The 13,208-nt window shown below is 58.2% G+C and carries 9 protein-coding genes; 5 read left to right on the top strand and 4 right to left on the bottom strand.

Annotated features, from left to right (window positions below; genetic code table 11):
- Positions 1–137 precede the first annotated feature (137 nt).
- Entirely contained in the window at positions 138–929 is a 792-nt protein-coding gene (locus HFP54_RS07000) for a PAS and helix-turn-helix domain-containing protein (protein WP_235951309.1), read from the bottom strand.
- 417 nt (positions 930–1,346) lie between these two features.
- The gene (gene ruvA / locus HFP54_RS06995; RefSeq protein WP_146410380.1) at positions 1,347–1,973 is read right to left on the bottom strand and encodes a Holliday junction branch migration protein RuvA; all 627 of its coding nucleotides are present in this window, start codon (positions 1,971–1,973) and stop codon (positions 1,347–1,349) included.
- 696 nt (positions 1,974–2,669) lie between these two features.
- Between ruvA and HFP54_RS06990 the strand changes: the two genes are divergently transcribed.
- Together HFP54_RS06990 and HFP54_RS06985 are read left to right on the top strand one after the other, a co-directional pair.
- Positions 2,670–3,821, top strand: a complete 1,152-nt coding sequence (locus HFP54_RS06990) for an Ig-like domain-containing protein (RefSeq protein ID WP_168564537.1) — start codon at positions 2,670–2,672, stop codon at positions 3,819–3,821.
- 356 nt (positions 3,822–4,177) lie between these two features.
- The gene (locus tag HFP54_RS06985) at positions 4,178–5,131 is read left to right on the top strand and encodes a hypothetical protein (RefSeq protein WP_168564536.1); all 954 of its coding nucleotides are present in this window, start codon (positions 4,178–4,180) and stop codon (positions 5,129–5,131) included.
- Between the two features lie 180 nt (positions 5,132–5,311).
- On the opposite strand, the gene ruvC is transcribed toward HFP54_RS06985, so the two are convergent.
- On the bottom strand, positions 5,312–5,815 hold the full coding sequence (gene ruvC / locus HFP54_RS06980; protein ID WP_197135799.1) for a crossover junction endodeoxyribonuclease RuvC: 504 nt from the start codon (positions 5,813–5,815) through the stop codon (positions 5,312–5,314).
- A 15-nt stretch (positions 5,816–5,830) separates the two neighbouring features.
- Positions 5,831–7,426 (bottom strand): cysteine--tRNA ligase, encoded by a 1,596-nt coding sequence (gene cysS, locus HFP54_RS06975; RefSeq protein ID WP_146410384.1) that lies wholly within the window; start codon positions 7,424–7,426, stop codon positions 5,831–5,833.
- A 270-nt stretch (positions 7,427–7,696) separates the two neighbouring features.
- On the opposite strand from cysS, the gene HFP54_RS25170 reads away from it, so the two are divergent.
- From HFP54_RS25170 to HFP54_RS06965, 3 genes are all read left to right on the top strand, one after another.
- Complete coding sequence (locus HFP54_RS25170) at positions 7,697–10,384, top strand: hypothetical protein (RefSeq protein ID WP_206036030.1); 2,688 nt, start codon at positions 7,697–7,699, stop codon at positions 10,382–10,384.
- Between the two features lie 97 nt (positions 10,385–10,481).
- Positions 10,482–11,522 (top strand): ABC transporter ATP-binding protein, encoded by a 1,041-nt coding sequence (locus HFP54_RS06970; RefSeq protein ID WP_206036029.1) that lies wholly within the window; start codon positions 10,482–10,484, stop codon positions 11,520–11,522.
- The gene (locus tag HFP54_RS06965; protein WP_168564535.1) at positions 11,522–13,204 is read left to right on the top strand and encodes an ABC transporter permease; all 1,683 of its coding nucleotides are present in this window, start codon (positions 11,522–11,524) and stop codon (positions 13,202–13,204) included. The genes HFP54_RS06970 and HFP54_RS06965 overlap by 1 nt, the downstream gene beginning before the upstream one ends.
- Positions 13,205–13,208: the final 4 nt, after the last annotated feature.

The raw sequence follows: 13,208 nt of genomic DNA, 5'->3' as shown, positions 1-13,208 counted from the left end.
ATTGTTTCTGTCTGTTTGTACCCCCGTAGATTCGGATGGTGGGGGGCGGTGGTTGTGGTAAGAAGCCCTACGCCGGGTTCGAGTGCTTCGATGGACGGTGGGCTTTGCGGCGGTTGTGGCGACCGCGAACCACGTGGCTATTCGGACTCGCCCAAGCGTTTCAGCGCGGCATGCTTCAGGTCCAAGCCGACCTGTGTCACCAGCCGGGTCATCGCGACTTGGCCCTGCAGGTGCAATTTGTGGCCGATCGATGTCTTGTGACGTTCGATGGTTTTGGGGCTGCGAAACAGATACTTCGCGACGTCGGGAACGCTAAGGCCGTGGCCCAGCAGGACCAGGACTTCCAGTTCACGCGGGCTGAGAACGTTCAACGGTCCCAGGTCGATGAAGTTGGAATTCAAAATGGTTTCTTCGCTGTTTTCCGATTCCGAGATTTGGCCATCTTGGGGTTCGGCGGGGGCTCCGGACGAGGCCGGTGTGCCCAGGTCGCTGGGGTCGACTTCTTGCGTGACGACCAAAACGTGGGAATCAAACGATGGATCGGCGGCCCGGTCATCGCCAGATTGCTGTTCACCGCAGTGGGGCGCGGTTGCGGCGCGCAATCCTTCGTCGTCGGGGGCGATCAATTTGGTCAGCGGCCAAATCTTGGATTCCAAATGACGGGCTTTATAGATGTGCCGGAATCGAATCGGTTTCTGTTCGTCCAGCACGCGACGGATCAGCGCCAAGCGTTCGGTGACGAAGTCTTCGTTATGAAAGTCGGCGATGCACTTGCCGCGGTAATCGACGGTCGGATCGACAAAGAACATCTCCATCGACACGTCGTTGACGAACAGCAATCCGCCCCGATCATCCATCAAACTGACGCCGACGCCGGGCAGGTTGGTCAGCACGGACCACAGTTGCAGTGCGGGTTGTGGATCGTTCATAGCTGTCAGACAAAGAAAAGCGTTGGGACGGGCGGTCGTTTGACTGTCGACGGGTTCAGTGTGGCGTCACTCGCGATTCCTACATGGATCGCCTTAAGGTTATCGCCCCATTGATTGTGACGTTTGCCCCGGGCTAGGACTGTCAGTGTCCGGCAATCAGCAAAAAGAAATCGGAAAGAGGGAATCCCCCGATCGAATGGTGGGGGATGAACATCCGATGATGCTTCCAAGGTCGCAACGTGTCAACGATGCGAACCGGTGGGGTGTGCAGACGGCCAATCAGGGCGCGAGGCAGGCCGTCTGTTCAGGCGTGTCATTGGACGCACCGGGCGTTCCCGTCTCGCCGAGGGGCAATCACGGGAACGCCGCTTTTTCGGACGCGGGTGTCGCTGGAACACCAGTGTCGCAGAGCTGCTTTTAAGACTGTCGCTGGTAAATCGCGGTCAGCAACGATTCGGTGTCCTTGAACTTCTTGCCGGTCGCCAGTGCTTCGTCGATCAGTTTGCGAGCGTCGGCTTCGCTGTGCCCCAGCACGACCAATGCGTCAAAGGTTTCACCGACGACTTGTCCGCCATCGCCGCCGACTTCCGCCGCTTCATCGCCCCCGACGATCAGGGCAAAGCGAGGCATCTTTCGGCGCAGTTTGGCAATGATCCGCTCGGACGTCGCCGGGCCGATGCCGGGCAGGGCGGACAAGGATTTGGCGTCCTGTTGTTCGATCAGCACGGCCAGTTCTTTCACCGGCCGGACCATCGCACGCAGCGCTTTCTTGACGCCCACGCCGTCAACGCTGCAAAACAAGTCAAAGAACTGACGTTCCGGTTCGGTCGAAAACCCGATCAGCCGTGGGGTCAGCCGGCCGCCTTGGGCCGCATTGCCTTCGATGTAGTCCAGCGTGTGCAAACGCACCTGGTCACCGACCTTGCTTTGCAGTTGTCGTCGGGTGTAGTCACCCACATAGACTTCGTACTCAAAGGGGGCCGAAGCCACGACGACGGCGGTTTCACCGACCCGAGTCAGTTCGCCGGAAATGGTGACGATCATAAAAGCGATTCTTCCTTGTCTTACCGAGCGCGGACGCGGCGTTGGAACCTGCGGTGATCGTTGCGCCGATCAACGCCGGGCAGCCAATCCAGTGGTCTATTCTGAGCGACTGGTCTGTTTCGAGTCATCAGTAACCTGAACCGTCGGCAAACAGCGGGACGCATAACCTTGGCCATCGATCAAGTCGACGCCATTGCGCCGGTGTTCACCGTTCGGCAATGACCGTATCGATGCCTCCAAAACCACTTTTCATGCGTGGTGTTGTCCGCACGGATTCGTGGCGCTGTTGGCACGGGGGCCGCAACCGAGATTTCTGGTCGTTGTAACCCGCCGGGCCGAGGGCGAAAAGCAGGTCGACCCGGCTGCGTTCATTCTGGCTTCAGACCAAGGACGCTCCGCGATAATTCGGGCAGGCCGGTCAAAGGTGTCTGTGTCGAACCGGTACCGGGGCGCACTGGATCCTAAGCGTGCGTTCGCGCCGGCGACGGTAATGTTTCGTCGACTCCTTCAGGGAACCGCCGGCGATTGGCTGGAATTCCGGATGCGTGATCTAGCAGCGATAGGCTCGACGAGACAGCTTTCTAAATGGCGAACGGCTAAATGACCAGAAAACTTGCCCCCCCCCCCCCCGTGTGGTTACTATAAATCCTCTCCGTAGTTGTTGGTCTCAACGCATCAAAGGGACAAAGTCGTTGTATGTCTATTCTCACGTGCTCCACCCTGCGTCGAACAACGTCTCTTGCGTTGCTCATTGTTGGTTCATTCTGCGTTGCGGATGATCCCGGCCAGTTGATGAATGAAAACCGCGGGCCCTCGGTTCGCAAGGAGCCGATCAAGGTCGTCAACAATACGGACATTGGTGGGGATAGCGGCACACTTGCTCGCTGTGAGATCGATCTAGGTGAACACCCGCCAGCAGCTTTGCTTCATTGCATCGTCACCATTCGAAATGTTGGCAATCGCATGCTTCGATTCAGTCGCGTTGAATCAGGTTGTGCCTGTTTGTCGGTGGCGCCCGCGAAGGGTGAGATTTCCAGTGGCGAATCGTTGACATTTCGTGTGCAAATAGAAGCAGTCCAAAGGCCGACTCGCGTTGTGCAAACGGCGACTTTTACTTGCCACGATGACGCGATTCCCTCAATGTCGGTAAAGCTGCGGTACGGACTGACCGGTGTCGTTGGGTTCACCGCGAGTGACGTCCATGTCCGCGTGCCGGAAGGGGCCGGGGATTACTTCACGGAATTGTCGTTCTTCGCCGACCGTTCGTCGGTTGTGGATCTTATCGATTTCGGATTCGCTAGAAAAACGGACTCCACTGACCAGATAGACGTCAGCATCGACGAACACGAAAAAAAGCTTCGGTTGAAGATTCCGGAGTCGGTTCTTCAGCGAGGCACTGTGTTTAATGAGCTATTCATCAAGAACATCGAAACGGGGCACATCAGCACTTTGCCTGTCACGATAAGCAAGAAGTCGGCAATCTCCATATTTCCGAAAAAGCTAAGGTTCATTCGGCATGGTGATGAGACGGCGAGCCAAGACGATATCGTATCGGCCGCTGTGATGGTGCTCGATCTCAACCAAAAACAATCCGCCGAAGAAGGAGGGCCAGCATTGTTGAAAGTAAGTTATTGTGATCAGCCTCTAAAAACAGTGCTTGTAAGCCGAAACGGGCAGTTGACTCATTACAGCGTTGACTTGCCTATGGAATTGGTGCGATCTGCGCCTGCAGACAGACGGTTTGAATGTCGCTGTGAAGTCAGCGGCGCCAAAAACATAAGGGTAGTGACGCTACCTGTTTCTCAGGACGTGGTTCGGTATCTCGCGGAAGTAGAAGGTGATTTGTGATGCGTCGCTGTTTTCTGTTTTCGACGCTGTGGTGGTGTCGATCAGAAACCATCCCGTGCAGCGGGGATGCTGCGTGGATTGGATAGGATGGCTGTGAAAACCACTTTGGCCGAGGCTTGGTTGCGAATTGGTGGGGGTGAAGAAGTTTGTCTGTTGGCGAAAGATACAAATGGGACGGAATGGTAGAGCGCTGAGTTGTAGTCCTATGGTTTTCAAACTCCGATAAATGTTTTTGCGTTTTTATGCAATCTTGAGTCCCGGATGTTTGGAACCAGGGAAGAATTAGAGTGCGGTGCGGCCTGTCCGCCTGGAGGTCGAATCGCGTAATCGGTCAGCCGTTGTTGAGGGTAGGGTAAATGACGAAAAACTTAGGGGCGTTGTTCGTGTTGGGCGTCTGTTGCGCATCGGTTGCGACGGCACAGGACGAAACTGGTGCGAGAGAAGAGGCTCAAGGGTACTTTGATGCCGTCGCCATTCGGATGGCGAATTTTCAAGAATATGACTTGCTGGTACGAGTCGATAACTCCGTCGTCGTCAACGATGTGGTTGCACCAGTGTCGACCACCCGATGGCGAATTCGGATGGACAAAGGTGAAAACTTTTGCTGCTTCGTTGCGTTGGAGGAAAGTGTTGATCCAGAGAGTGCGATGGTCGGGAAGCTCGACAAGATGAAGCTGGGGTGGAAAGCGACCATTGTTGACGGCACGGAATTGCGGACGCAGATCGCAGGAAGAGGGCGCGGATCGCAAGCGTATCGGGATTTCGACGAGGCTTTGAGTCAGGCGAGGTGTCCGAATCTGAGCTTCATCGGAACGGGAGATTTTTTGTCGACATGCCTGGATTCGAAACGGTATCGCCTGCGTTTGGGGCGAGCTTTCGGCGCGGCTACCAAGTTGCGTGTTTCTTCGTCACCGGCAGAAGCGCAATGCAACATCAACGTGGTTTTTCAAAATGCAAAAAGCATTGAATCTCATCTTTGGCAGTTCGGATTGCATTCCCTGTCTCCTGAGCGATACATCACGCGAATGAGTCGGCCGGGGAATCGCAAGACCAGAGTCATGTTTGACCAACGTCTTGATTGGGAGAAGCATTCGGCATTGGGTTGGGTCCCCGTCATGTGCGAATCCACGGAAGAGATTCGCTTGAAGTCAGAGGCAGAAGACGGGCAGCGAAAGTACACACTTGCGAAGAAACTTAGCGATGCGCAGCTCTATTGGAAAAAGCCCGATAACTACACGGACTTGGCCGATTTTCGAAAGATGGAGTTTTCGTTAGCGGAGATTCAAAAACTCGTCGACGCCAAGGAGTGATCGTGAACTCGAACGCTCCGTTTCAGCGGTGAATGTCGCCAGGGTCGGAGGCGAGATTCGGCACGAAAGCCAAGTCGGATGTTGTGGTCAAGGGAAAACCTGGCGTGAAGGTTTTCCCGTCGGGAGGGTGTGGAGGATGGTAGCTGATCTTCGCAATCCATCCTTCTTTTCTAGGTTCCCTTAACGTTCGGCCAACGACCCTGAACCCAGATAGTGACCACACAGCGACAGGGCCATGGCATCGGCGACGTCAGCCGGTTCGGGCACCGCGGTCAGGTTCAATTGAAGTTTGACGGCCTGTTGGATCTGTGATTTTGGTGCGCGACCGTTGCCCGTGATCACCTTTTTCACCCGTGTGGGTTCAAAGTGCGTGACGGGAATCCCCGCTTGGCTGGCGGCCAAACAGATCACGCCGCGGGCATGTCCCATCAGGATGGCGGTGCGTGGGCGTTCATAGTGTGAAAACAGCTGTTCCAGTGCCATCAAGTCGACGCGATGGGCCTGCAGCACTTCCGAGACACCGGCGTGCAATTCGGCCAGCCGCGTTTCCATCGGGTCACGTTGGCGGCTGCGGATCACGCCGGCTTCGCACAGGTGCATCGCGGCCCCGTCCAGCCGGCGGATGACCGCGTAACCGGTGGTATTCAGCCCGGGGTCGATCCCCAGGATCAGCTTGCCATCCATGTCCGCGCCGCGGGGTTATTTCTTTTCCCAGGTCGTGCCGTCTTTGCTGTCCAGCAAAGCGACGCCGATTTCGCCCAGGCGATCACGGATCGCGTCGCCCATCGCATAATCTTTATTCGCGCGTGCTTCCTTGCGTAGGTCGATCAGCAGCCCGATGACGTGGTCCAACAGTTCGGCGTCACCGTCGTCACCGCCTGCCGACGCGGCGACGGGTTTCAGGAACAGGCCCAAGACGGAGGTCAGTTCACGCAGCACGGTGGCCGCGGATGTCAGCGTTTCCAAGGCGGGGCTTGCCGGTGCGGCCGTGCCCAGTTTTTGAGTGTCGATGTGACGGTTCAGCAACCGCAGCAAATCGAACAACTGGCTGATCGCCGCGCCGGTGTTGAAGTCATCGTCCATTGCGGCCAAATATTTTGACCGCAACTGGGCGACGTCTTTCAACAGTGCATCGTCTTTGGGATTGGCGACACCGCCATCGAAGCGGGTTCGGGCGGCGGGCAGATCATAGAACGATGATCCGGTGATTTGTTCATAGCGATCGAAGAAGCGATAGAAGCCTTCCAATGCCGTACCGGCTTCTTGCAGCCCGTCTTCGCCGAAGACGATCGTGCTGCGGTAGTGCGTTCGCAACAGGAAGAATCGAATGCGTTCGCCGGTGTGGCGTCGGATCAATTCGGCCAGCCCGCCGGCGCCTTTGCTGCGGCTGATCTTGCCCTGTGCATCATCGGCGGTGGATTCACGATCGCTGCGTCCGCCGACTTTGCCTTTTTCGCCGGCCCGCATCAGGCCGTTGTGCATCCAATACTTCACCATGGGCGCGCCATGACAGCAACTGCTTTGGGCGCGTTCGTTTTCGTGGTGGGGGAACACCAAGTCCAAGCCACCACCGTGGATGTCAAAGGTTTCGCCCAGGATTTCGTGGCTCATCGCCGAACATTCGATGTGCCATCCCGGTCGGCCGGCGCCCCAGGGGCTGTCCCAACTGGGTTCGTCCGATTTGGCGGACTTCCAAAGGGCGAAGTCGCCGGGGGACCGTTTCTTGGCGGCGGCATCACCGCCTTCGCCTTGCTGACTGTCGACGCTGCGGTTGGACAGCTGGCCGTAACTGGGGTCTTTCATGACGTCAAAGAAGACGTCGCCGTCGACGGCATAGGCGTGCCCTTTCGCTTCCAGGGTCTGGATGAAAGCGATGATTTGCGGCATGTGGTCGGTGGCGCGGGGCAGATGATTGATCTGGTTGACGCCCAGTTCTTTCAAGTTCGCCAGATAGTCGGCGGTCATTTCCACCGCGATCTGGCTCATCGGGATCCCACGTTCGCGTCCTTTGGCAATCAGTTTGTCGTCGACATCGGTGATGTTCACGACCCAGGTCACGTCGTAACCGCTGTAGGTCAAAAAACGCTTGACGCAGTCGAAGATCACCGGACCGACCATGTGCCCGATGTGGGCTTCGGCATAGACGGTGGGGCCGCACAGGTACATGCCGACGCTGGGCGGGCGCAGCGGCTGGAACGCTTCCTTGGTCTTGCTCAGCGTGTTGTAGATGCGGATTTCGGGCTTCTCGGCGGGCGTCGTCGGGGTCGAAGCGTCGCTGGCGGTCGCAGTGCTCATCGAAAACGGTCTTCCAGGGCGTCCGTGGTCTGTACGTTCGTTTTTGGCGAAGTGAAGTTTTGCGGATTATAGGGGCGTTTGGCTGATCTGGAGAGGCCGATTCTGGGGGGAAAAACGGCGGCGGTCTCTTGGGGCAGCACGGGGAATTCTGTGACTGCGTTGAACATCGCCCGCGGGCGTTGGGTTATCGTGGCCGGTCGATTCGGGCCGCCACGCACAGGATGTCGATGGAACGCCCGTCCGCTTGTCCGCTTTGCCGATCGGTCTGTCATGCCGGGAATCCTTCTTCAGCGTTTTGCGTGTTTGAACCGTCCGGCGTCTGTTTGCCTGGTCGCAATCGTCATCGCGGGGGTGGTTCGGGGCGATTCGGACGTCGATCCGTCCCGCGTTCCCGATTCGTTCGAGGCGGTCAATGAAAACGGCGGTTTGAAATTGGCCCCGGTGACCGCCACATCACCCACGCCACCGATGCCGGGCCATTGGTGGCCGATGCCCGTTTTGATCAGCAATTCAGCGCCAAAGGCCAAGACGGCCATCGTGACGGTTCGTCTGATCGGACATGGTGACGTCACCTATCGATTGGTGCGGCGTATCGAATCCGGATTCACCGCCCGCGACGAAGTGTGGGTGCAATTGCCCGATCTGGCCGGTGGCACTCATGTGAATCTTTCGATCGCCTTGGCCGAAGTCGTCGACGGCGTCGAAGTCCCGCTGAAGCATGATTCCCAGCGGGCGGTCCAAGACCTGCGCCTGCTGTTAAGCGAAGACATCGTTGCGACGGCGGTGTTGGCCAAGCTGGCACCGACACCGGCCGAGGACTGGCAGTGGCGATTGGACCAGTTGGATCATGAATACAACCTGATGATCGCCTGTCGTGAATTGGACCAGCAAAGCCGCTTGGTCTTGGACCTGGAACGTTTGCCCAGAGATTTTCGTCGCTGGGATGCGATCGACAACTTGTTCATTCATGACGCCTCGGGACTGAACGATCCCCACGGTGTCGCCGTTTTGCGTCGCTGGCTGGCCGATGGTGGAAAGGCGTGGGTGTCGCTGGACCGCATCAGCGTGGCTGCGATAGCACCATTGATCGGTGATCTGTGGCAGGCCACCGACATGGGGACAGTCCAACGGAATGATTTTGACTTTCGCACCAAACTGCGGCCCGACATGGACACGCATCCGCTGCGGGTTCAGCGCTACCATCCGATGACCCTGCGCAAAATTCATCAATCCGGCGGCGAAGTCACGCATTGGATCGATGATTGGCCGGCGGCCGTTCGGGTCCGTGTTGGGCGGGGCGAAGTCTGGTTGACGATGGCCGACGCATCCGCCTGGTATGAACCGTATCCACCGAATTACGACATCGCGTACAACCCGCCGTACCAGCCCAACGCCGCGGCGATCCCCATCGTCAGTCTGTTTCAACAGCCACGCAATCGTCAGCCGCCGCCGTCGGTTTCGCCCACGGCCGCCGCGATCCACGTCGGTTATCCGGTGGCATCGCGGTGGGCGGTCTTGGCATCGTTGGCAACGTTCATCGTTGGTGGTTGGTGCGTGACCCGCTACTGGGCCCGCCAGGGGGTGGCCGAGCGCTCGTTGTGGAGCCTGCCGCTGACGGCGGTGATCGCCAGCGCACCGCTTGCAATCGCGTCGATGTCGATGCGGAAAAGCGTGCCGGACACCTTGGCACATGCTCAGTTCGCGATGCTGCAACCGGACCGCGACCAAGCCATCTTGGATCAATCCAGTGTGCTGTACTTTCGCGACGGCGGCAGCATGGATCGAGCGGTCGACGACGCAGAAAGCTTGCGGCCCTTCGGCGGCCAGTCGACACAGTCGCCGGTGGTTTGGACCGACATGACGCACCAACGTCGGCTAAGCATCGCTGATTGGCCGACCGGGCTGCAGTCGATCGGTGCCAGTCTTTCGGTCCCGGCCGGATCCGGGCAGGCGATCGGAAGGCTTACCCAGCGTGGATTGGAAATTCGCTTAGCCGAAGGCTTGCCCGGTCCCGGCGATGACCCGGCCATTGTTTTGCCACCCGCTCGGGTGCATGCGTTGGTTCGTGATGCGGAAGCGGACGACGTTTGGGTGTTGCCCGCCGATGCGGACGCCCCGCAGCAGTTCCGACTGGCATCGGGGTTGCTGAATCAGACTCAGCAGAGTCACCAAGAAGCTTACCGAACGCTGATCCGCGAGCGTGATCGGACCATTTTCGGAGACGATGAAACGCCACGCATTGCGCCGCTGGTGCTGGCTTGGACGCCGCCGTGGGAACAACCGATGAACGACGGTGTCGACGCCAGGATCAACGGCGAAGCATTGTGTGCGATGTCGATGCGGTTGTTGCCCGCGTCGCCGGGCGATCAGGTGCGGTTGCCACCATCGACGATCAAGGTCGAATCCGTCGAATCGGGATGGGGCACATCGCTTACCAAAATCATGGCCGACGGTGAAAGCCATGCGCCCGAAGAAGATCCGATGACTTGGCAACTGCGTTGGCAAATCCCAAGGGTTGTGCTGCCCCTGGATCTGACATCGGCACAGTTCCAAATGGACATCGATGCACCGATGCGTGAGGTGACATTGACGATGTTGGATTCCGATGGAAAACGAAAACAGATTGCAAAACTGGATGCACCCAGCGGCACGGTGAAGATCGATGTCGGGGCCGGCGACTTGGTTTACCATCCCGGTGTCGGCGAACTGCGTTTGGAATTCGACGTGTCACCCGCCAAGCGTCCGCCGTCAAACGATGGACCTGAAGCCCTGCCTGGCAATGCCGTCATCGGCGATGATTCGGCCGGCGAAGACGACCCGGCTTGGCAGATCCGACGACCGCAGTGGTGGCTGCGTGGTGTCGTCCAGGATTCCGGCACGCGGGCCGACCCTGCGACACGACCAAAATTCGGACTCGAGCCGAAGCCTGCCGACGCGACCAGCGACGACGATCGGTAACGTCGTTGCTGTCAGCCCCATTCGACTGGCGCGGACGACCGCAAGCGTCTTGCCCAGCAGAAAACGATTCACTTGCTTTTCAAATGAAGGTCACCCATTGAATTCGACAACACAGGCGGTTGCGCCGGAGCCGGCGGGAGTGCACGCCGCCGGGAGCTCGGCGGTCGTCCAAACCCATGAATTGACCAAGCGTTTTGGTGACTTTGTGGCCCTGGATCGACTTTCGATCTCCGTGGACCGCGGGCAAATCCTGGGCTTCATCGGTCCCAACGGTGCGGGCAAGACGACCACGATTCGTATTTTGGTGGGGCTTTCCAAACCCACATCGGGACATGCAACCATTTCCGGCATCGATTGCACCGGGCAATCAAAGAAAATCAAACGCGCCGTCGGCTATATGCCCGATAAATTCGGCGTGTACGACAACATGCGTGTCCGCGAATACTTGGACTTCTTTGCCGCAGTCTATGGGTTGCCGCCACGCCAACGGAAACAACGCATCGCCGAGGTGATGGACACGACCAACTGCACTTACATGCAGGACAAATTTGTCGAATCGCTTAGCCATGGCATGCAACAACGCGTCGGGATCGCGCGGATCATGTTGCACGATCCCGAGGTCCTGATCTTGGACGAACCGGCCAACGGCCTGGACCCACAAGCGCGAATCGAGATGCGCGAGATCCTGTTGAACTTGGCCGCGATGGGGAAAACGCTGATCGTGACCAGCCACATTTTGCCCGAACTATCCCGCATCTGTAACACCGTGGCGATCCTGACCGGCGGGAAGTTGCGAGCGTTCGGGTCACTGGATTCGGTGATGAAGGAGTTGTGTCCGCGGCAAACCTTCGAAGTCCAGTTGTTGGATCAGGCCCAGGCACAACAGGCGGCCGATTGGATCGAAGGATGGAAAGACGACGACGAAATCGTCACGGTCATGACCGGTCAATCGTTGGTGCGTTTGGAAACGAACCGTACCGAACGAGCATTGGCGGATTTGCTGCGAGAACTGGTCACCCGCGACATCCACGTGGCCCAGTTCCGCGAAGTTCCCAGCGATTTGGAGGATGCATTCGTCAGCGTGACACGCGCGGGCGATGATGATTCGGTCGCTGACGATGCAAAGGCGGCCAGCTGATGTTGGGTGGACCGGTGTTGGTTCGCGAAGTTCGCGGACAATTTCGTTCGGGAAAGACCTTGGCAGCGGCGATGGCGATCGCCTTTTTCACCGGCGGTCTGGTCCTGTTGCGTTGGCCATCGGCGGGATCGGCCGACATGATGAGCCAACGTTCTTTCGAAGTGTTTCGTCCGCTGGCGTATGCGATGTTGACGGCGACCTTGTTGGCCGTGCCCGCGTTCCCGGCAACGTCCATCGTTCGCGAATGGCGTCAGGGAACACTAGCGATGCTGTTGCATTCACCGATTCGTGTGGCGGACATCTATTTTGGCAAGTTTTGGGCGAACGTCGTGGTGGCGGTCGTGTTATTGACCGCCACCTTGCCGGCGTTGACCGCCAGCTATGCGATGGGCGGCGTTTCGCTGGTCCAGCACATTGCACCTTTGTTGGCGACGTTGTTCGGCGTCGTCGTCCTGTATACGGCGGTGTCGTTGTGGATCAGCAGTCGGACGCGGACCAGCGATGCAAGTCTGCGCGGCAGCTATGCGGCCATGGTTTTGATCGCCATTGGATCGGTGATCATCGGTGCCGTGTTGTCCCGTCTGCCCGGGACCATCGGTACGATCGGTTGGTGGATTCGTTCGATCAGTCCGATCCCGTTGATCGGCCAGATTGTCGGCGATCGGTATGCGGTCGGTGCGATGGACGTTTCGGTGGGCGATGCGACCGGAACACTGGCCAGTGTGGTCGTGCGATACTTGGTTTTATGTCTGGCCGGTGCGGCGGTGTTTTCGTTGTTGACGATTCTGCGTTTGGGATCGTCAGCGGTCGATCGGTCGCGGTCGACGGGGACCGTGACCGATGATCAATCGCGGTGGGTTCGCATCATTCGACGTTTCGCTTTCTTGGTGGATCCCAATCGACGCAGCAGCGGGATTCCCCGGTGGCTGAATCCGGTGATGGTCAAAGAATTTCGCACCCGGCGATTCGGGCGTATGCACTGGTTGTTGCGTTTGGTTTCGGTGTGCGCCGTGCTGTCGATGACGTTGGCCGTGGTGGCCACCACGGGAACGGTCAGTTGGGGCGTCGAAAGGGTGGCCACCGTCATGGTCGTCGTCCAGATGGCGTTGCTGGTATTGATCGGCCCCAGTTTGGCCAGTAGCCAGATTGCCGGCGAACTGGAAAGTGGCGGCTGGGACATCCTGCGGACCACGCCGATGTCGATGGTGCGGATTCTTAGCGGGAAGGTCTTCAGCGTGGTCTGGACGCTGTTGTTGATTTTGATGGCGACGTTGCCCGGCTACCTTGTGATGATCATGATCCAGCCCACGCTGGTGCCACAGGTTCAACGTGTTTTGGTCTGTCTGGGAATCACCGCGTTGGTGGTCTTGTCGATCAGCCTTTGCGTCAGTGCGATGAATCGTCGGACCGCCACCGCGACGGCGATCAATTACTTGGTCTTGCTGTTGGTCTTTGCCGGAACGTTGTTGGTTTGGTCGGCGCAGGACCGTCCGTTCGGACACGGATTTGTCCAAGCGGTCCTGTCGATCAATCCGGCGGCCGCGGCGTTGGCAGAAATTCAAACACCCGGGTTTGAGGATTATCAATTGGTCCCCACGGCGTGGATCGTTGGACTTGGTGTGACCGTGATCGCCAGCGGTTTGGTTTGGCTCCGGTGCGTCCGTTTGACACGTATGGATTAACGGT

The organism is Crateriforma spongiae (assembly GCF_012290005.1).
GTDB lineage: Bacteria > Planctomycetota > Planctomycetia > Pirellulales > Pirellulaceae > Crateriforma > Crateriforma spongiae.
Note: the sequence above shows the minus strand (reverse complement) of the source record. Positions and strands in the feature narration are given on the sequence as shown.